Source organism: Streptomyces sp. JNUCC 63 (assembly GCF_054366325.1).
This window is the reverse complement of the sequence record NZ_CM135963.1, coordinates 4,116,610-4,135,240: the sequence shown is the minus strand read 5'-3', so window position 1 is coordinate 4,135,240 and position 18,631 is coordinate 4,116,610. Positions and strand designations below refer to the sequence as shown.

The 18,631-nt window shown below is 72.9% G+C and carries 18 protein-coding genes; all 18 read right to left on the bottom strand.

Annotated elements, in window-relative coordinates:
* Positions 1-42: 42 nt before the first annotated feature.
* Positions 43-717, bottom strand: coding sequence for a response regulator (locus tag ACX25U_RS18995; protein ID WP_454393645.1), 675 nt, complete (start codon positions 715-717; stop codon positions 43-45).
* Complete coding sequence (locus ACX25U_RS18990; RefSeq protein WP_454393643.1) at positions 714-2,081, bottom strand: sensor histidine kinase; 1,368 nt, start codon at positions 2,079-2,081, stop codon at positions 714-716. Before ACX25U_RS18990 ends, ACX25U_RS18995 begins: the two co-directional genes overlap by 4 nt.
* 120 nt (positions 2,082-2,201) lie before the next feature.
* Entirely contained in the window at positions 2,202-3,140 is a 939-nt protein-coding gene (locus ACX25U_RS18985; RefSeq protein ID WP_454393641.1) for an alpha/beta hydrolase, read from the bottom strand.
* A 193-nt stretch (positions 3,141-3,333) separates the two neighbouring features.
* Positions 3,334-4,542: a kynureninase gene (gene kynU, locus ACX25U_RS18980; protein ID WP_454393639.1), complete on the bottom strand. Its 1,209-nt coding sequence runs from the start codon at positions 4,540-4,542 to the stop codon at positions 3,334-3,336.
* Positions 4,535-5,401: a tryptophan 2,3-dioxygenase family protein gene (locus ACX25U_RS18975; RefSeq protein WP_454393637.1), complete on the bottom strand. Its 867-nt coding sequence runs from the start codon at positions 5,399-5,401 to the stop codon at positions 4,535-4,537. Before ACX25U_RS18975 ends, kynU begins: the two co-directional genes overlap by 8 nt.
* A gap of 151 nt (positions 5,402-5,552) precedes the next feature.
* A complete protein-coding gene (locus tag ACX25U_RS18970) occupies positions 5,553-5,966 on the bottom strand; it encodes a DUF3151 domain-containing protein (RefSeq protein WP_454393635.1) in 414 nt (137 codons plus the stop codon).
* 4 nt (positions 5,967-5,970) lie between these two features.
* Positions 5,971-7,485 carry an MFS transporter gene (locus ACX25U_RS18965; protein ID WP_454393633.1) on the bottom strand — a complete coding sequence of 505 codons (1,515 nt, stop codon included), beginning with the start codon at positions 7,483-7,485 and terminating at the stop codon, positions 5,971-5,973.
* A 123-nt stretch (positions 7,486-7,608) separates the two neighbouring features.
* Entirely contained in the window at positions 7,609-8,640 is a 1,032-nt protein-coding gene (gene fbaA, locus ACX25U_RS18960) for a class II fructose-bisphosphate aldolase (protein WP_454393631.1), read from the bottom strand.
* A 157-nt stretch (positions 8,641-8,797) separates the two neighbouring features.
* Positions 8,798-9,346, bottom strand: coding sequence for an orotate phosphoribosyltransferase (pyrE, locus tag ACX25U_RS18955; RefSeq protein ID WP_454393629.1), 549 nt, complete (start codon positions 9,344-9,346; stop codon positions 8,798-8,800).
* A 10-nt stretch (positions 9,347-9,356) separates the two neighbouring features.
* Positions 9,357-10,145, bottom strand: coding sequence for an aldose epimerase family protein (locus ACX25U_RS18950; protein ID WP_454393627.1), 789 nt, complete (start codon positions 10,143-10,145; stop codon positions 9,357-9,359).
* A 616-nt stretch (positions 10,146-10,761) separates the two neighbouring features.
* Complete coding sequence (locus ACX25U_RS18945; protein WP_454393625.1) at positions 10,762-11,652, bottom strand: SRPBCC domain-containing protein; 891 nt, start codon at positions 11,650-11,652, stop codon at positions 10,762-10,764.
* A gap of 94 nt (positions 11,653-11,746) precedes the next feature.
* Positions 11,747-13,339, bottom strand: a complete 1,593-nt coding sequence (locus ACX25U_RS18940; protein WP_454393623.1) for a polyamine aminopropyltransferase — start codon at positions 13,337-13,339, stop codon at positions 11,747-11,749.
* Positions 13,340-13,429: 90 nt separating this feature from the next.
* Positions 13,430-13,957, bottom strand: a complete 528-nt coding sequence (locus tag ACX25U_RS18935; protein ID WP_454393621.1) for a DUF2617 family protein — start codon at positions 13,955-13,957, stop codon at positions 13,430-13,432.
* A gap of 828 nt (positions 13,958-14,785) precedes the next feature.
* Positions 14,786-16,048, bottom strand: coding sequence for a tyrosine-type recombinase/integrase (locus ACX25U_RS18930; protein ID WP_454393619.1), 1,263 nt, complete (start codon positions 16,046-16,048; stop codon positions 14,786-14,788).
* Positions 16,048-16,245, bottom strand: a complete 198-nt coding sequence (locus tag ACX25U_RS18925; protein WP_454393617.1) for a helix-turn-helix transcriptional regulator — start codon at positions 16,243-16,245, stop codon at positions 16,048-16,050. The genes ACX25U_RS18930 and ACX25U_RS18925 overlap by 1 nt, the downstream gene beginning before the upstream one ends.
* 2 nt (positions 16,246-16,247) lie before the next feature.
* On the bottom strand, positions 16,248-17,624 hold the full coding sequence (repSA, locus tag ACX25U_RS18920; RefSeq protein ID WP_454393615.1) for a replication initiator protein RepSA: 1,377 nt from the start codon (positions 17,622-17,624) through the stop codon (positions 16,248-16,250).
* Positions 17,617-17,802, bottom strand: a complete 186-nt coding sequence (locus ACX25U_RS18915; RefSeq protein ID WP_454393613.1) for a hypothetical protein — start codon at positions 17,800-17,802, stop codon at positions 17,617-17,619. Before ACX25U_RS18915 ends, repSA begins: the two co-directional genes overlap by 8 nt.
* 85 nt (positions 17,803-17,887) lie before the next feature.
* Positions 17,888-18,550, bottom strand: a complete 663-nt coding sequence (locus tag ACX25U_RS18910; protein ID WP_454393611.1) for a DUF2637 domain-containing protein — start codon at positions 18,548-18,550, stop codon at positions 17,888-17,890.
* Positions 18,551-18,631 lie beyond the last annotated feature (81 nt).

The following is an 18,631-nucleotide window of genomic DNA, read 5'->3' as shown; positions in this document are numbered from 1 at the left end:
GACCAGGGGTGTCGCCGACCTCACGCGGCTCGGCCGGCGGGCTCAGCCCGGCGTGACCAGTCTCGCCTCGTAGGCGAACACCGCCGCCTGGGTGCGATCCCTGAGGCCCAACTTCACCAGGATGCGGCTCACATGGGTCTTGATCGTGGACTCTGCGACCACCAGCCGCTCGGCGATCTCCGCGTTCGACAGCCCCTGCGCGATCAGTACCAGCACCTCCGTCTCCCGCTCGGTCAGCTCCCCGTACGCCGCCTGCGCGGTGGCCACCGGCCGCGGGGGCTCGGTCATCTTGGAGAACTCCGTGATCAGCCGCCGGGTGACCGAGGGCGCGAGCAGCGCATCGCCGGCCGCGACCACCCGCACCCCGTCGGCGAGCTGCCGCGCCGAGGCGTCCTTGAGCAGGAAGCCGGAGGCCCCCGCCCGCAGCGCCTGGTACACGTACTCGTCCAGGTCGAACGTGGTCAGCACCAGCACCTTCGCCGTACCGTCCGCGGCGACGATCTCCCGGGTCGCCTCGATGCCGTTCAGCTCCGGCATGCGGATGTCCATCAGCACCACGTCCGGGGCCAGTTCGCGTACCCGCTCCACCGCCTCGCGTCCGTTGACGGCCTCGCCGACGACCTCGATGTCCGGCATCGCGTTCAGCAGGACCGAGAATCCCTCGCGCACCATCATCTGGTCGTCCGCGATCAGTACGCGGATCGTGCCTGTCGTCATGCCCCGGCCTCGTCGTCGTCCGCGCGCTCGGTCACCGTGGCGACCGGCAGGAACACCGCCACCTCGTACCCTCCGCCGTCGTCCGGGCCCGCCGTCATCTCGCCGCCCAGCATCGACACCCGCTCCCGCATGCCGGTGATGCCGTGCCCGGATCCGGGCGAGGGCTTCATCAGCGACGGCTTGGGCGGCGGGCCGTTGACTATGCGCAGGGCGAGCCCGCCGAGGACGTACCCGATCTCGACGCGGGCGCTCGCGCCGGGCGCGTGCCGCAGGGCGTTGCTCAGGGCCTCCTGGACGATCCGGTACGCCGACAGCTCCACGCCCTGGGGGAGTTCGCGCACCGCGCCCATCGTCGTCCTCTCCACCGTCAGGCCGGCCTCCCGCACGTTCGTCAGGAGCCTGTCGAGGTCGGCGAGGGTGGGCTGCGGGGCCTGAGGGGCCTCGTAGTCCTCCGCGCGGACGACACCGAGGACGCGCCGCAGCTCGGTGAGGGCCGCCACCGCGTTCTCCCGGATCGTCGCGAAGGCCTGCTCCAGCTCCGGCGGCGGGTTCTGCACCCGGTAGGGGGCGGCCTCGGCCTGGATGGCGACGACGGACATGTGATGGGCCACGACGTCGTGCAGCTCACGGGCGATCGTGGTGCGCTCCTCCAGCAGGGTGCGGCGGGAGCGCTCGTGCTCGGTCACCGTCTGCTGGGCGGTCACCTCCTGCTTGGCGTCGCGACGTATGTGCCAGACGGTGACGACGAGGAGGAGGAGCGCGGAGGAGACCAGCATGGGAGCCGAGTTGTTGCGATAGTGATAGCCGGACACGGTCTCCACGGTGAAGGCGTAGAAAGCCGTGCCCGCCCACATCCACGCCGCCATACGTGGCCGGGTGCGTATGGCCACCACCGTGAGCACCACCAGGTGCGCGAGGAAACTGCCGGGCTGCCACGGCCAGTTGCCGAAGACGTGGGCGACCGTCGACGAGACGGCGTTCGCCATCAGCGACAGCCAGAAGGCTCCGACCGGGCGGGCCAGGGTGAGCAGCACCGGGGCGAGGGCCAGCAGGGCGGACACCGGGGCCACCGGGCCGCCGTAGGCGCTGGCCCACGCGATGAACATGGCCAGCAGACCGGCCCCCACCACCACGGCGTGCGGGGTCCAGGCCGCGTACTCCCGCATGCGTCCGGACAGCCGCCGGGTCAGCGGGCCGTCGACGCTCATACGGCGCATCGGACGGTAGGCGAAGGCGCCCTGGAACAGATCCTGCCGCAGCCCGCGCAGGGCGTTCGCGGCCAGCTTGTACTCAGGGCTGCGCGGCTTGTACGCGCTGAACGCGCCGTCCGGCGTCGTCCGCTGCGTCTGGGTCGTCTCGGTCACGATGAAAACGGTAGGGGGAGACGGGGACCGCGGTCGTCCCCAGTGAGACGGGTACTTCGGGATCCCCCTCAGGTACTACGGGAACTCCCGCCGCGCGCTCGGAACCGCCTCGCCCCACGCTCACCACGCCAGCTGCGCGATCTCCTCCGCCACCACCGCGCACGCGTCCGCCGCCGGGTCGATCAGGGGGAAGTGGCCGACCTCCTCCAGGAGGGTCAGGCCCACCAGCTCGCCCGCCTTCGCCGCCGCCTCCGTGTAGGACTCCGCGACCGCCTGCGGTACGACCAGGTCGTCGCGGCCCTGGACCAGCGTCGTCGCGATGCCGGTCGGCAGCAGCAGGGCCGGGTCGGCGTACGGCTGCCGCTCCACGAATCCCTCGTCGCCGCCCAGGAGTTGGCGGGCCGCTCCGCCGCACACGTCCAGTTTCCCGGCGACGGCGAAGTCGGCGATCGGGGCGAGGGCGACCACGCCCCGCAGCGGAGCGGGATGGTCCATGCGCCAGGGGGCGTCCGCGGGGAGGACGTGCCGGGCCGCCGCCCACAGGGCCAGGTGGCCGCCCGCCGAGTGACCGGTGATCACCGTGCGTCGTATGTCGGCCTGCGGGAGCGCCTGCCGTACGAGCGCGGGCAGGGCGTCCAGGGCGGCGGCCACGTCGTCGAACGTGTCCGGCCAGCGCCCCGCGACCGGGGCCTCGCCGCCGGCCTCCGAGGTGGCGCTGCCGCGCCGGTACTCGACGTTGGCCACGGCGAAGCCGCGGCGGGCGAGGAAGTCCGCGAAGGGGGTGATGTGGCGGCGGTCGTACGGGTACCGCCAGGCGCCGCCGTGCAGCACCACCACGAGCGGGGCCGGGGAGGAGGGCGCAGGGGAGTCGGGGGTGCCGCGCGGGCCGTAGAAGTCGATGACCTGGTCGGGGTGGTCGCCGTAGGCGGCCGTGGCGTCGGGGTCGACGGGCGCGTGCGAGAAGGCCGACTCCTCCTCCGCGGCGGCGCGCGCGGCCGCGTCACGGCCGGCGATGTTCTCCGGTTCTGCGGCATCGCGCGGTGCGGCGGCGTCCGGCATGCTTCAACCTCTCAGCGACGGAACGGATTTGGCGGACCGGAGGGAAATCGCTCGGCCGTTGGCCGGGACGGTATCAGGCCGGTGACGTGCGCGGAGGCGGGGATGTCACGCTCGGTGAGGCCGGACGGTTCTGCCGCACGGCGTGGACCGCGCGGCAGAACCGTCCGTCGGAATCGGCCGTGCCGACGGCGGGTCAGCCGAGCAGCTCCTCCGCCAGCACCCGCGCCGCCCGCTCCACGTCCGCGAAGCCGACGTACAGCGGGGTGAAGCCGAAGCGCAGCACGTCGGGGTGGCGGAAGTCGCCGACCACGCCGCGCTCGATCAGCCGTCTCATCACGTCCCCGGCGTCCGGGCAGCGCAGGGCCACCTGGCTGCCCCGCTCCCCGTGGGCCGCCGGGGTCAGACACTCCACGCGTCCGGCGGGGACGTACGCGGCGACGCACTCCAGGAAGAAGTCCGTCAGCGCGAGGGACTTGGCGCGTACGGCCTCGATCGGCACCCCGTCCCAGACCTCCAGCGCCGCCTCCAGGGCGAGCAGGGAGAGGATGTCGGGGGTGCCGACCCGGCCGCGCAGCGCGCCCGCCGCCGGCTCGTACGCGTCCCGCATGCCGAAGGGTTCGGCGTGCGAGTTCCAGCCGGGCAGCGGGGAGTCGAAGCGGTCCTGGAGGTCGCGGCGGATGTACAGGAACGCCGGTGAACCCGGGCCGCCGTTCAGGTACTTGTAGGTGCACCCGACCGCCAGGCCGACGCCGTGCTCGTCCAGCCCCACCGGCAGGGCACCCGCGCTGTGGCACAGGTCCCAGACGGCGTACGCGCCCGCCGCGTGCACGGCCGCGGTGAGGGAGGGCAGGTCGTGCAGGCGGCCGGTGCGGTAGTCGACGTGGTTGAGCAGGACCGCGGCGGTGCGGGAGGACAGGGCCCCGGGCACCTCGGCCGGCGTCACCGGGCGCAGGGTGCAGCCCGTCATGCGGGCGGCGGAGTGCGCGATGTAGCCGTCCGTGGGGAACGTCGTCGCGTCGACGAGGATCTCGTCCCGGTCGCCGCCCCCGCCGTCGCCCGGCTCCCGGGCCATCCGTACGGCCGCCACCAGCGCCTTGAAGACGTTGACGCTCGTCGAGTCGCCCACCACGATCTGGCCGTGTGCCGCCCCGACCAGCGGGGCGATCCGGTCGCCGATCCGCTCGGGCGCGGTCCACCAGCCGCTCTCCTCCCAGGAGCGGATGCGCAGCTCGCCCCACTGGCGGCGTACGACGTCGGCGATCCGGTCCGGGACGTTCGCGGGGAGGGCGCCGAGCGAGTTTCCGTCCAGGTAGACGACCTCGTCGAGAACGAACCGGTCGCGGAGCCCCGCCAGTTCGTCCGCCGCGTCCGACTTCTCTGCCCTGACCGCCAGTTCAGACATGGGACCTCGCCGTCCACAGCTCGGGGAAGACGTTCTTGCGGGCTCGCTTCTCCAGCCAGGCCACCCCGGCGGAGCCGCCCGTGCCGGGCTTGGCGCCCATCGCGCGGCGGGTGGCGACCAGGTGGTCGTTGCGCCAGCGCCAGACCAGCTCGGCGACATCCGTCAACGCCTCTCCCAGGCGGGCGAGTTCGTCGTCCGGGTCACCGGAGTAGAGCGCCGACCAGACGGCCTCGACCTCCTCCGAGGGCTCGTAGCGCAGCGACACGTCACGGGAGAGGACGGTGTCCGGGATGGCGTACCCGCGCCGGGCGAGCAGCCGCAGCACCTCGTCGTACAGGCTCGGCTCGTGCAGCGCCTTCTCCAGTTCCGCGTGGGCGCGGGGGGCGCCGCGGTGCGGGACGAGCATGGACGCGGACTTGTCGCCGAGCAGGAACTCCAGGCGGCGGTACATCGCCGACTGGAAGCCGGAACCCTCGCCGAGGGCGCCGCGGTAGCTGTTGAACTGGGCCGGCGTGAGCTGTCCGAGCGGCTTCCAGGAGGCGTTCAGCGCCTCCAGTTCCCGTACGGACCGCTTCAGCGCGGCGATCGCCGTCGGTACGTCGTCCGAGCGCAGGGCACGGGCGGCGGTCTCCCACTCGTGCACGATGACGGTGAACCACAGCTCCATCACCTGGGTGGTGACCAGGAAGACCATCTCTCCGGGATCGTCCGAGAGGGGCTGCTGGAGGTGGGTGAGCACGTCCGCCCTGACGTAGTCCTCGTACGGCGTCGTGCCTTCGAAGTCGAGATGCGGGGTCTCGGGCTCATTGGCCTCAGCGGCCTCGGTGTGCTGAGGGGTCGGGTGAGCCTGTTGGGACATCGCTGTCTCCTGTTGTACTCCGGGTAGCGGTCCGCCCCTGCCGATGCCGGCACGGGGGCCCCGGTCCCCACCGGCATCCTGCGCACCACGGGCGCGGACCGCAAGGCCCGTCCGGTCGTTCGGGGCGGGCCCCGCGTCCGTCGTACGCCGCTCAGCCCAGCGTCTGCGCCGCCGTCTGGGAGGAGTCCTTCAGGAACTGCGCGCAGCGCTCGTACTCCTCCTGCTCGCCGATGGCCTGCGCGGCGCGCGCGAGGGCGTGCAGCGCACGCAGGAAGCCGCGGTTCGGCTCGTGCTCCCAGGGGACCGGGCCATGCCCCTTCCAGCCGCTGCGGCGCAGCGCGTCCAGACCGCGGTGGTAACCCGTACGGGCGTACGCGTACGACTCCACGGCCGCGCCCCGCTCGAACGCGTCGTCGGCCAACCGCGCCCACGCCAGCGACGACGCCGGGTACCGCGCCGCGACCTCGGTGGGCGAGGTCCCCTTCGCGAGCAGCTCGCGTGGCTCGGGGTCGTCGGGGAGGTGGGTGGGGGGCGGGCCGCCCAGGAGGTTCTCGTGAATGCTCATGGCTTCAGTCTGCTGCATCCGTACCGGGAGCACGCAGGGCCCCGCCTCGTGCCCGGCGGCCCTCCAGTGGGGGTGCCGTCACCCAGCCGTGGGTGCGGCACTCGGGGTGACGGCAGTCCGGGGCCGGGCGGCGGACGGTCGCGAAGGCGAGGACCGCGCCCAGCACCAGCACGCCCGCGCAGATCGGCATCGCCTGCCGGAACGCGGCGTCGAAGGCGGTCGCCGAGCGGTACGCCTCCGGGCCCATGCCGGACAGCAGCGGCAGGGCGGCCACCGCGATCAGGCCGGCCGCGCGGGCGGCGGCGTTGTTGACGCCGCTGGCCAGGCCGGCGCGGGAGGTGTCCACCGAGGCGAGGACGGTGGCGGTCAGCGGGGCGACCAGGGTGACCATGCCGGCGCCCATGACGAGCAGGGCCGGCAGGACGTCGGTCGCGTAGTCCGCGCCCCTGCCGACCCGCAGCATCAGCAGCATCGCCGCCGCGCAGAGGAGCGGTCCGACCGTGAGCGGCAGGCGCGGGCCGATGCGGTCGGCGAGGGCGCCCGAACGGGCCGAGAAGAGCAGCATGAGGACGGTGGTCGGGAGCAGGGCGGTGCCCGCGGCGAGCGGCGAGTAGCCGACCACCACCTGCAGCTGGAGCGCGGTGAGGAAGAAAAAGCCGCCGAAGGCCGCGTACACGCACAGGGTGACCGCGTTGACCGCCGTGAACTGGCGGGAGGCGAAGATGTCGAGCGGCATCATCGGATCGGGGCGGCGCTTCTCGACGTACACGAAGGCGACGGCGGCCAGCACGCCCGCGGTCGCGGTCAGGGTGACGGCCAGGGAGCCGTTGCGGGCCTCGATCAGGGCGTACGTCACCAGGGCGAGGGACAGCGCGCCGAGCGTCGCGCCCAGGACGTCGAAGCGGCCGTGGGCGGCGGGGTCGGCCGACTCGGGAACGTGGCGTACGGCGATGGGCGCGCAGATCAGGGCCAGGGGGATGTTCAGCAGGAAGACCCAGCGCCAGCCGGGCCCGGCCACCAGCCATCCGCCGAGGAACGGGCCGACGGCCGCACCGATGCCCCCGAAACCGGACCACAGGCCCACGGCTCTGCTCCGGTCGTCCGGGTGGAAGGAGGCCTGGATGAGGGCGAGGGAGCCGGGGGTGAGGAGGGCACCGCCGATGCCCTGCAGGGCGCGGGCGGCGACCAGGACGGCCGCGTTCGGGGCGAGGCCGCACAGCAGGGAGGCGGTGGCGAACCATACGACCCCGAGCACGAAGATCCTGCGACGGCCGTAGCGGTCGCCGAGCGAGCCGCCGAGGAGGATCAGTCCGGCCAGGGTGACCAGGTACGCGTTGACCGTCCACTGCAGGGCGGCGAGGCTCGCGTCCAGGTCGCGGCCGATGCGGGGCAGGGCGACGTTGACGACGGTCGAGTCCAGCAGGGCCATGCTGGAGCCGAGCACGGTGGTGAGCAGGATCCAGCGGCCGGTGGGGGTGGAGATCCGGACGGCCGGGGCGTGCTGTGCGGTGACAGCCATGGTGGGATCATCCCGCGCCGGCCGGTCCGGAGCCAGGCGGGCGGACGGGCAGGGGGCGGACGGAGGACGGACGGCGACGGGTCCGGTGCCGCGGCACCGGACCCGTCGGAAGGCACCGCGAAGTTACTTGATCTTCGTGCCCGACGAGCGGAGGTGACCGCAGGCCTTCACCACGCGCTCGGCCATCGACGCCTCGGCCAGCTTGCCCCAGGTGCGCGGGTCGTAGGTCTTCTTGGAACCGACCTCGCCGTCGACCTTGAGGACGCCGTCGTAGTTCTTGAACATGTGGTCGGCCACGGGGCGTGTGAAGGCGTACTGGGTGTCCGTGTCGATGTTCATCTTCACCACGCCGTTCTCCAGCGCGGTGCGGATCTCCTCCTCCGTGGAGCCGGAGCCGCCGTGGAAGACGAAGTCGAACGGCTTGCTGTCGGCCGGGCGGCCGAACTTCGCCGCGACGCCCTCGTTGAGCTCCTTCAGCAGGTCCGGGCGGAGGACGACGTTGCCCGGCTTGTACACGCCGTGCACGTTGCCGAAGGACGCGGCCAGCAGGTAGCGGCCCTTGTCGCCGAGGCCCAGGGCCTCGGCGGTGCGGATCGCGTCCTCGACCGTGGTGTACAGCTTGTCGTTGATCTCGTGGGAGACGCCGTCCTCCTCACCGCCCGTCGGGGTGATCTCCACCTCGAGGATGATCTTCGCGGCGGCGGTGCGGACCAGCAGCTCCTGGGCGATCCGAAGGTTGTCGGCCAGGGTCTCGGCGGAGCCGTCCCACATGTGGGACTGGAACAGCGGGTTCCTGCCGTCCTTGACGCGCTCCTCGGAGATCGCGAGCAGCGGGCGTACGTACCCGTCGAGCTTGTCCTTCGGGCAGTGGTCCGTGTGCAGCGCGATGTTGACCGGGTACTTCTCGGCGACGATGTGCGCGTACTCGGCCAGGGCCACGGCGCCGGTGACCATGTCCTTGCTGTACTGGCCGCCCAGGAACTCCGCACCGCCGGTGGAGATCTGGACGATGCCGTCGCTCTCCGCCTCCGCGAAACCGCGCAGAGCCGCGTGCAGGGTCTGGGAGGACGTCACGTTGATGGCCGGGTAGGCGAACTTGCCTGCCTTCGCCCGGTCGAGCATCTCGTTGTAGACCTCGGGGGTTGCGATGGGCATCTGTCCGCTCCTTGTATCTGCGGGGTGCGTCTGCGTGCTTACGGCCCTGACCTAGGGAGTGACGTCATCGTCGGCCCCATCTTCGCAGACGTTGCCGGAAGTGTCGGTCACCCTGTCCAGCCTGTGGAAAACCGGGTCTCCCGGTCCGCCCACCGGCTCAGTCCAGGCCCAGCTCGTCCTTCGAGTACGCGAACAGGTACGGCACCCCGGCGCCCTGACGGATCTTCTCGTCCGCGCCGGTCGCCCGGTCGACGATCGTCGCCACGGCGACGACCTCGGCGCCCGCCTCGCGCACGGCCTCCACGGCGGTGAGCGGGGAACCGCCGGTCGTGGAGGTGTCCTCGACGACCAGCACCCGGCGGCCCTTGATCTCCGGGCCCTCCACGCGCCGCTGCAGGCCGTGCGCCTTGGCGGCCTTGCGCACCACGAAGGCGTCCAGCCTGCGCCCGCGCGCGGCGGCGGCGTGCAGCATCGCCGCGGCGACCGGGTCGGCGCCCATGGTCAGGCCGCCGACCGCGTCGAACTCGAGGTCGGCGGTCAGGTCCAGGAGCACCTGGCCGACCAGCGGGGCCGCCTCGCCGTCCAGGGTGATGCGGCGCAGGTCGACGTAGTAGTCGGCCTCCAGACCGGACGACAGCGTCACCCTGCCGTGCACCACGGCCTTGTCCTTGATCTGCTGCAGCAGCTCGCCGCGAACGTCGCTCATGCCAGCCAGCTTAAGCGCGGCGCCAGGTCCAGGTCGTCGTGGCCTCCAGCGGTTCCAGCGGTGTGACCAGGCGCGGGAGGGTGTTCAGGCCTCCCGGCGGACCGGTCTGCGGCTCCACGCACACGGCGGCCTGCTGCTCGTCGTAGACGACGACCCACTCCACGGGGCTGGTCACCTTCAGCTCCAGCTGCCCGGGCCAGGTGAGCGTGACGTCGACGCCGCCGGGCATGCCGAAGCAGTCGTCCCAGGGGCCGGGCTTGGGGTCGATGCGGTGACCGGTGGGCAGGTGGTCCTCGCCGCGCTCCTCCTGCCAGGCGGGCTGGAAGTCGAGCTGTACGTCGTCCCGCCCGAGGTTGCGGTTGAACCACGGGTGCCAGCCGATCTGGGCCGGGAAGGAGGACTCGTACGTCTCCACGGACATCGTCAGTGTCAGGGCGTCCTCGGTCAGGGTGACCGCCTGGGTGACGCGGCCGGGGTAGGGCCAGGGGTCGACCAGGTCGTACGTCATCACCGTCTCGTTCGCCGAGGTGCGGGCCGTGCGCCAGGCGCCGTCGCGGACGGTGCCGTGGATGGCGTGCGGCGGGGAGTTGAGCGGCATCTGGTGGACGGTGGCACCGTCCCGGAACCGGCCGTCGCGGATACGGCCGCACCAGGGGACCATCGGAAAACAGCCGAACCGCTCTCCCTGGCGGAGCAGCTCCAGCCCTCCGACGCGGAGTCCCGCGATGCGCCCTCCGTTACCCGGCCGCACGGTCGCCTCCGCGTCACCCGCGGTCAGCGTGATGTCTTCGTTACTCACGCAACGAGGCTACTGTGCGGATCACGGCGGTGGCTTCCGCCGGGGGCGACGGTGCGGAGGCGGACCGGGCCGCGCGAGGCGGGTACGACCCGGCCGCGTGACGCCACGGCACAAGGCGAGTGCGACCGCACGAGACAGGCTCCGCCCGGCCGCACGGTGCCGCCGCACGAGACAGGGGCCTTGGCCGTGCACGGCGGACACGCCCCGGCGGCACAGGACGAGTACGGCCCGGCCGCACAGGCAGACCCGCCCGGCCACACGGTGCAGCCGCACACGGCGGCCGTCCCGGACGCGCAAGACATGCTCGCCCCAGCGGCACAAGACGGGTGCCGCCCGACCGCGTGACGCCACGGCGCAAGGCGAGTGCCGTCCGGTCGCGTGATGCCTCCGCGGGGCGGGTGAGTCGCGCGAGGCGGACGCCCCGGCCGCGCAAACCAGGTGCGGCCCGGCAGGCGTGAGGCGGGTACCGGCCGGCCGCGCGGTGCCACCGCGCGAGGCGGACGCCCCGGCCGCGCGAGGCGGACGCCCCGGCCGCGCAAGGCGGATACACCCCGGCCGCGCAAACCAGGTGCGGCCCGGCGGGCGCGAGGCGGGTACCGGCCGGCCGCGCGGGTGTTCAGCGGCGGCGTCTGAGGGCCCGGCCCACGACGATCGCCGACGCCACGACCAGTGCCGCCGCGGGGGCCGCCCAGCGGAGGGTGGGGCCGGCGGAGACGGTGAGCGGGGCGGGGACGGGGGCGTAGCGGCCGCGGGGCGGGGCGTGGTCCACCTCCTCGGCGCTGCGCCCGATCATCGTCCGCCGCGCGTGCGCCGCCTCGGCGGGCGGCTCGGCGGCCTCGGTGAAGTCCTCGGAGACGGGGGGCTCGTCGTCCTCGTCCTCCTCGTCGGCCAGCGGGTCGAGGGCGGAGGGCGGAACCTCGGCGTCGAAGGCGGAGGCGGGCTCGGCCGAGCGGGTCTCGGGGGCCTCGCCGGGTTCGGCAGGCGGAGGCGCAGGCGCGTCGTCGGCGTCCGGGGTGGCCTCGAAGTCGCCGGTGGCCAGAGGGGCGAAGTCCTCGGTTGCCAGGGACTCGGGGGCCGGCGGCTCGGGGGGCTCGGCGGCCAGGTTCTCCACGAAACGGTTCAACAGGCGGATCACCGCCGTGTGCACGGCCTCCGGGGGCAGCTCGGTGACGCGGCCGTCGGCGGAGACGGTGCCGTCGAAGGTGAGCGTGGAGCCGTCGTCGGTGTCGCGGAGGCGGAGGGTGAGGGCGAGTTTCACCGAGCCGGTGCCGCGGGACTCGGTCGCGTCGCCCTCGACGGCGTACGAACCGTCGTCGCGGGCGGAGACACGCAGGGTGCCGCGGTAGGTGATGGAGTGGCTGCCGATCCGCACCTTCAGCCGGCCGGTGACGGGCTCGCTGCCCGCGTCCTGCTGGAGCCCGGGAACCGCCCGGGCCACCCGCGCGGGGTCGGCGAGCGCCACCCGCACCCGCTGAGCCGGAACCGGAACGAACACCTCGTGCTCCATGTCAGCCGAGCGTACCCAGTACCGCCCCCGAATACCCTCCTCTCATCCACAAACTCCCTCACCCCGCCACCACGCGACCGGGCGCGGTCAGGCGTCAGCCGCTGTAGCGAGGGTGCACCAGGGTCGAAGGCGGGAGGTCGGGGACGCGGGTCCGGGCGGCGGCATCGGCAGCCGCCGTGAGCGACGCCGTGGTAAGGGTGCTCGGGTGGGGGGCGTGCGGGTCCAGGTGGAGGGCCGGCGGGGTACGGGAGGCCAGGATGCAGCCCCAGTCGCCGGGGCCGCGGCCGGTCACGCGGTACGGCGCCGTGCGCAGTCCGGCCGCGCGGATCGTGGACTCCACCGTCCAGAACACGCGCGGGCGGGAGGAGACCGGGCCCGCGTGCACCACCAGCCGGCCGCCGGGCGCCAGGGCCCGCCGGGTCAGGCCGTAGAACTCCTGCGCGTACAGCTTCGTACTCGAGGTGAGGCCCGGATCGGGCAGGTCCTCGATCACCACGTCGTACGCCGCCGGCGTCGCCCCCCGCAGCCAGTGGAAGGCGTCGGCGGTGCTCACGCGCACGCGTGGGTCGTCGTAGACGTGTGCGTTGAGCCGGGCGAGTGCCGGATCGCCGCGCGCCAGCCGGACGACCGCCGGGGCGGACTCGACGACGTCCACCCGCTCGACGCCGGGGTGCCGCAGCACCTCGCGGGCGGCGAGCCCGTCACCGCCGCCGAGGATCAGCACGCGCGCGTGCGGCCCGGCCATCGCGGGGTGGACGAGCGCCTCGTGGTGGAGGCGCTCGTCGCGGCCGCCGGCCCGCAGCCGCCCGTCGAGGAACAGCTTCGGCGGACGCCCGTGGGTGCCTCCGACGAGGACCACCTCCTGCTCGCCGGTCCGCAGCGCCACCCGGACGTCCCCGCCGTACACCGCCTGCCGCGCGGCCCGCTCGAAGTCGCCCACCAGCGCGGCCAGCGAGGCGAGCAGCCCGAGCACGGCGAGGTTGGCGACGAGCAGCAGCCACCGGCCGCGCGGGCTCAGGTCCCGCCGGAACAGCCCGAGGACGAGCCCGCCACCGGCCACGGCGTTGACCGCGCCGGTCAGCAGCGCGCCGGTCAACTGCCCGAGCAGCGGCAGCAGCAGGAACGGAAAGGCCAGCCCGCCGACGAGCGCGCCCACATAGTCCGCGGCGAACAGGTCCGCGACCGCCCCGCCCGCGTCCTGGCGGCGGATGCGCTGGATCAGCTCCATCAGCAGCGGCACCTCGGCGCCGATCAGCAGGCCTATGGCGAGGGAGAAGACGACCAGCAGGCAGCGCGGCCCGTCCGCCCACATGCCGCCCCAGTCGCCGGTCCAGGCGAACACCGCGTACAGCGCCATGGCGCTGCAGCCCCCGACCAGGGCGAGCGTCGCCTCGATCGCGCCGAAGCCGATGGCGGCGTGCCGGCGCAGCCGCTTGGCGGCGAGCGAGCCGATCCCCATCGCGAACACCATGACGGACAGCACGACGGACGCCTGGGTGACCGAGTCGCCCATCAAGTACGAGGCCAGCGCCACGAGTTCGAGCTCGTACACGAGTCCGCAGGCCGCGCAGACGAAGACACCCGCGAGGACGAGGAACCGGCCGGTGCCCGGCCGGACGGGCAGCCTCGCGGGGCCACTGAAGGGCGGCGCCGAGCCGGGTGGGGCCGGGGCGTGCGATTCGATCACGACTGCGACGTTACGTCACGGGCGTGGGACGCTTCGTCACCCACACGTATGGAAAGGACACTTGCCGACACATCCCGTGTTTGTCCGCGCTCAACCGGTTCCGGTCGGCGCGGACCGGCGCACCCCCACCCTCGTCCGGGTCGCCACCAACTGGCCGTCCTGCGGGTAGGCGTGCCAGGTACGCCAGTGCACCTGGCCCTCGTGCCGCTGCGCCAGCATCGCGGTGAACGCGTTCGGACTGCCCGGGAAGACGCCCGCGAGGCCGTGCGGATGGTCGGAGACGAGGGCCAGCAACTCCTGGGCGCGGCCCGCGAACGAGCCCGGCGAGAGCACCTCGACGCGGGCCGCGAACTCGTACTCCCAGTCGTCCACCCGCTTGGCGACGCCGAGCGGCAGCGGTGTGCTGGAGCCCGGCATGCACGCCACGGTCTCCGAGCAGTTGCCCCGGTCCTCCTCCAGGAGCACCTGGTGGGACGCGCCGAGGAGTCTCAACTGGATATGCGCCCCGGTCAGTTCGAGATCCAAAGTGGCCAGTGCGGGCAGCGGCTCGCGCCCCAGGGCCCAGGCGAGGTCGGCCGCGCGCGTGTCGGTGTAGGAGGTGTTCAGGGTCGTGAGCATGGATCGGCTCCACTGGCACGCAAAGAAAAAGAAAGGGGAGGCATGGGCCAAAGCGCCCCGTCGGCACGGGGACAACGGCCCGGTCAGCCCAGTTCGGGAGGGGGGTGTGCAGAACGTCCGAGGGGCTGCGCAGGTGACGTAGAGGGAATCATGAACAGCGGTCCCACCACAGCGTTTTTACCCAATTTCACGGGGTTTCCATCCCTCAGAGGGCCTCACAGCTCAACTGTTCAACCATGGCATGTGCCAAGGCGCGCCAGTCGGCGCCGCGGCGCCCGCCGGAGAGTGCCTCCCGGCGGGCGCCGGCCCGGATGCGGTTCCCCCTGCGCAGCTCAGCTGCCCCGTGTCAGCTGCCTCCCCCGCATCCGCCCCCGCACGACGACCCACCGCCGCACGAGGAGTTCCCCCCGCACGAGTGACCCCCACACGAGTGGTGGCCACCGGAGTGGTGCCCTCCCGAGTGACCCGAGCCTCCGGACGAGCAGCCGCCGTCCGACGCGACCCACCAGCCGGTGCCGCCGTCCGCGCTCCCCCCGCTGAGCGACCGCGCGCGCCGGCCCCCGCGCGCCTTGGCGTACCGGCCGCGGTGGGCCTTTCGGCGCGCGGTGGCCGTCCCGGCCAGGAACATCACCGCGATCACTGCCAGAAAGACGCCGAGAACCATGGCGTCCCCTCCTTCCGACCCCCCGTGGGCGCCACGCTCGTAGCGTGAGCAGGACATGCCCGGCCGCCGGACCGGTCAAAGCACACTTGAGGAAGTTCTGAGGGTCAGCACAAGGAAAAGGCCCCCGACCTGCGCCGATTGGCAGATCAGGGGCCGTTCGAAGCTCACTGGGCCGTCTGTGGGCCGTGTTCCTCCTCAGAGGCACGTTGAAACACAGTGTCGATGGCACGCCGGGCACGCTCGCGGCTGTCGGGCATCAGGTGGGCATACACCCGCAGCGTCAGCGCCGGATCGGCATGCCCCATGTACTCGCTGACGGCCTTGATGTTCTCGCCCGCGTCCAGCAACGCGGAGGCGTAGAAGTGCCGGAGGGCGTGCATGCCGTGCTCGCGCGCGGACTCGTACTTGCCGTCATCGTCCGCTTCCGGGATGAGGCCCGCGACCGCGAGAGCGGGCTTCCACTCCTTGCCGTTGAAGTTGCTCCGCCACACCATGCCCCCTTGCTCAGCCGTGAAGATCAGCCGAGCGGACACCTTCGGCCCCTCCGGCACGTCCCACGGCAGCGTGATCTCTACGGGCTTGTAGGCATCCATGTGCGCCCGGAGGGCTTCCGCCACGGAGTCAGGCAACGGCACGTCCCGCTTCTTGCCGCCCTTGGGGAGAGCGAAGACCGGGTGCCCTTCCACGTGCTTGATCTGTCGGACGACATGGAGCGTGCGCCCCTCGGCGTCGATGGCATCCTCAGCCAGTCCGAACACCTCGCCCTGACGCAGACCGCATCCGGCGCCAACATCGACCATCGCTTGGTACCGCTCCAGCAGGGCCGATCGAACGGCGAACACCTGGGCGGGCACCCACGGGACCACGGGATGCGCGTCAGGCTTGGGTCGCCGGACGCTCCGTGCGCTGCACGGGTTGCGCGACAGCAACGAGTCATCGACAGCGGCAGAGAGGACCGGCTGAACGTCCGCGAAGATGTTTCGGGCGTAGGAGGGGCCCACGCCAGGCTTCGCTTCCAGGGCGGCGAGGAACTCCCTGATGTGCTCAGGCCGGAAGGTCCCAACCGGCCGGGAGCCAAGCACCGGGTAGGCGTGCAGTCGCAGGCGCCGGCCGAGTTCCTTCCTGGCCGTCGCACTGGGTGTTTTGCTGTCCAACCACTTCTCGGCGTACTGCCGAAACGTGATCTGCATGGACTTGGGGTCGGTGTACTGCCCCCGCGTCATGTCCGTCTCGACGGCACTGAGCCACTTTTCCGCAAGGCGCTTCTTGCCGTCGGGGAAGCTCTTGGACTTCTCGGTGCCGTCCGGGCCGACGTACCGGGCGCGGTAGCGCAGGCCGACGCCGTGGCGGTCGGTCTTGACCTTGCGGGTCTTGCCATCCGGCCCTGTCTCGGTCCGAAACCAGCGGTCCTGGACGTGTCCGGCCATCAGGCAGCCTCCCCGAGCTGGGAGTCGACCCAGGCCCTCACGTCGTTCGGATCGAAGCGGAGGTGCCGGCCGACGCGGAAGCCGCGGGGACCGGTGTCCTTGCGGCGCCACTGATAGACCGTCTCGACGCTGGGCAGCCCGAACATCTCCACCAGGTCCTCAGGGGTCAGGAACCGGTTCGGCAGCTGCGCGGCCATGGTCAGCACTCCCTTTCGTCGGCGGCTTGGTCGCGTAGGGCTTCGCGGGCGGTCTCGCGGTTGAGCTGGAGGCCGCGGGCGATGGTGGCGGCGAGGACGGATTCCCCGGGGGTGTGACCGTGCCCGGCGTACTGACAGTCGGCGAGGACCAGGACGGTGTCCGGCTCGGCGTCGTCCAGGCCGAGGGCGGCGTGTTCCTGGGCGGCGCGGTAGTCGGCGCGTGCCTGGCGCAGGGCGCCGAGCGTGGTGGAGTAGCGGCGGGACTTGGAGGAGAAGTGGCCGCGGAAGCCGAGCATGTGCGCCCAGGCCCACAGCCGCCGGTCCGGATACAGCGGGTCGAGCATCTTGCAGGCTTCGATCAGGCGGCGGGTGTGGTCGGGGACACCGTGGCGGTCGAGCTCGGCGAGCTCCCCGATGCGGCGGTCGAGGGTGCCGGTGTTCTCGGCGGCCTTGGTGGCGTACTTGGCGACGTAGGAGGCGACGGCCTGTTCGGTGATCTCCGAGCCGTCCCCGAACGCCTTGACCGGCCGGACGTCGAGCTGGGTGCCCCAGCGGAAGGTGCGGGCCGGTTGGTCCTCGGCGGCCGGGACGGAGACCGAGGTGTAGGAGTGCGCGGCGGCGGCGCGGATCGCGTCGGCGAGCAGGCCGGTGGTGGCCCAGGACGGCGGCTGGGTGTCCGGGCCGTCGGGTCCGTCGAGGCGGATCACGGCATGGAAGTGCACGGCGCCGCGCTTCTGGAACTCGGCGACCTTGCCGTATGAGACGCGAAGATGATCGGTAAGTTCCCGGCGGGAAAGGCCGGCACGGGTGGCGATTTCGCGGCGCAGCCGGGTGGTGAAGCGCTGCCAGAGCTGTCCGGCGTGGTTGTTGAACAGCACCGCGCCCGCATAGTCGTACGAAGCCGGGTCCAGGGCGGTGCCCAGTTCCGGGGCGTCCGGGGCGTGGCGGGTGCCGCAGCGGCAGGTGCCGTGGTCGGGCCGGTTGTGGACCGGGCCGAACGAGGGCGCGGTGAGGGTGGCGAACACCCGCGGGTGGTCCCGGACGGTGGCGGGGATGTCGCGGCGGTCGTCCCCGGCCAGGCCCGCGCGGATGAGGTGGTAGGTGTCGCCCGCGTAGGTCCAGGCGCAGGCCGGACAGCGGGAGGCCCGGCGGTTGCCGCAGGCCACCCGGAGGCGCCCGCCCGGCTCGTGCTCGGTGGAGTAGTGGTGCAGCACCTGGCCGGTGGTCTTGTCCTTGTGCAGCACCCAGCCGCGCAGATGGATCGGATCGGCGCAGCCGCCGGTGCGGCGGACCTGGTCCTCCCAGCGGTGGTAGTCGAAGGCCGAGGCCACCCGCAGCAGGTCGCCGATGGTGATCGGGTCGAGCAGCGTCTCAGGCACGGGCCCCCTCCCGGACACGGCGGGCGGGGGCGGTGCCGGTGCCGTGGCAGGCCGGGCAGTGGGCGGTGATGGTGTGCAGATGGCCGCGCGGGTCGCGGCCGCCGAGGGTGACGGCGACCGTGGCAAAGCCGTCGCAGGCCGGGCAGATCCTCGGCGCGGGCGGGGTGGGCTGGGCCATGATGGTGGTTCCTTTCGATTGCGGTTGGAGGGAACGGCCCCGGGTGGCGGCGTGCTTGGCGGCTTGTGCGCCACCCGGCGGCCGGTCAGCGGCGGTGCTGGGCGGAGGCGAGCGAGCGGACGACCAGGGCGCACACGGCGACCGAGGCGGCGGTGACGGCGACCGCCAGGAGCAGGGAGACCAGGACGGCGCCGACGACCAGGACCACGGCGGTGCCGCCGCCGACCAGGGCGAGCGCGGTGCCGGGGGTGAGCTGCACGACCGGCCGGGACGGAGCGGGAGCGACCGGGGCCGGGTCCGGCTCGGCGGCGGCCTGTTCGGGCTCCATCTCGGGAGCGGGGTCCGGGTCCGGGGCGGAAGGTGCCGGCGGAGCCGGGGAGCGATCCGCGGGTGAGTGGGCGAGCAGGGTGCCGCCCATGAAGGCCAGCGCGGGCCAGGCGGCGACCAGGATGCGCAGCCAGGCAGGGACGTCGTTCAGGTCGAGCAGTCCGGCGGTGGCCACGTTGGCGCCGAGCGAGGCGATAAGGGCGATGAGGAACCAGCACCAGGCCAGCCGGGACGGGCCGTCGGTGCGCAGCCGACGCCAGGCGGCGACCAGCAGCAGGTCCACCGAGACGGGGTAGGCCCAGGCCTTCCAGCCGTCCTGTCCGGCGGCGGCGGCCAGGTCGTGCAGGTGGGCGAAGGACAGCGCCCCGGCGATGACGGCCTGGACGAACACGGCGTCGACGCGGAGAGCGGGGCGGGCCATCACGGCTCCTTCCTGTGATGAGGCATGGCGGGGGTAGGGACCTGGCGCGAAGGGCGGTCGCGCCGACCGTGGGAGGGTGGT

What these genes read in the sequence shown, in the direction of transcription:
- ACX25U_RS18995 (WP_454393645.1), bottom strand. Translation starts at nt 717, where the DNA reads ATGACGACAGGCACGATCCGCGTACTGATCGCGGACGACCAGATGATG.
- ACX25U_RS18985 (WP_454393641.1), bottom strand. Translation starts at nt 3,140, where the DNA reads ATGCCGGACGCCGCCGCACCGCGCGATGCCGCAGAACCGGAGAACATC.
- kynU (WP_454393639.1), bottom strand. Translation starts at nt 4,542, where the DNA reads ATGTCTGAACTGGCGGTCAGGGCAGAGAAGTCGGACGCGGCGGACGAA.
- ACX25U_RS18975 (WP_454393637.1), bottom strand. Translation starts at nt 5,401, where the DNA reads ATGTCCCAACAGGCTCACCCGACCCCTCAGCACACCGAGGCCGCTGAG.
- ACX25U_RS18970 (WP_454393635.1), bottom strand. Translation starts at nt 5,966, where the DNA reads ATGAGCATTCACGAGAACCTCCTGGGCGGCCCGCCCCCCACCCACCTC.
- ACX25U_RS18965 (WP_454393633.1), bottom strand. Translation starts at nt 7,485, where the DNA reads ATGGCTGTCACCGCACAGCACGCCCCGGCCGTCCGGATCTCCACCCCC.
- fbaA (WP_454393631.1), bottom strand. Translation starts at nt 8,640, where the DNA reads ATGCCCATCGCAACCCCCGAGGTCTACAACGAGATGCTCGACCGGGCG.
- pyrE (WP_454393629.1), bottom strand. Translation starts at nt 9,346, where the DNA reads ATGAGCGACGTTCGCGGCGAGCTGCTGCAGCAGATCAAGGACAAGGCC.
- ACX25U_RS18945 (WP_454393625.1), bottom strand. Translation starts at nt 11,652, where the DNA reads ATGGAGCACGAGGTGTTCGTTCCGGTTCCGGCTCAGCGGGTGCGGGTG.
- ACX25U_RS18935 (WP_454393621.1), bottom strand. Translation starts at nt 13,957, where the DNA reads ATGCTCACGACCCTGAACACCTCCTACACCGACACGCGCGCGGCCGAC.
- ACX25U_RS18930 (WP_454393619.1), bottom strand. Translation starts at nt 16,048, where the DNA reads ATGGCCGGACACGTCCAGGACCGCTGGTTTCGGACCGAGACAGGGCCG.
- ACX25U_RS18925 (WP_454393617.1), bottom strand. Translation starts at nt 16,245, where the DNA reads ATGGCCGCGCAGCTGCCGAACCGGTTCCTGACCCCTGAGGACCTGGTG.
- ACX25U_RS18915 (WP_454393613.1), bottom strand. Translation starts at nt 17,802, where the DNA reads ATGGCCCAGCCCACCCCGCCCGCGCCGAGGATCTGCCCGGCCTGCGAC.
- ACX25U_RS18910 (WP_454393611.1), bottom strand. Translation starts at nt 18,550, where the DNA reads ATGGCCCGCCCCGCTCTCCGCGTCGACGCCGTGTTCGTCCAGGCCGTC.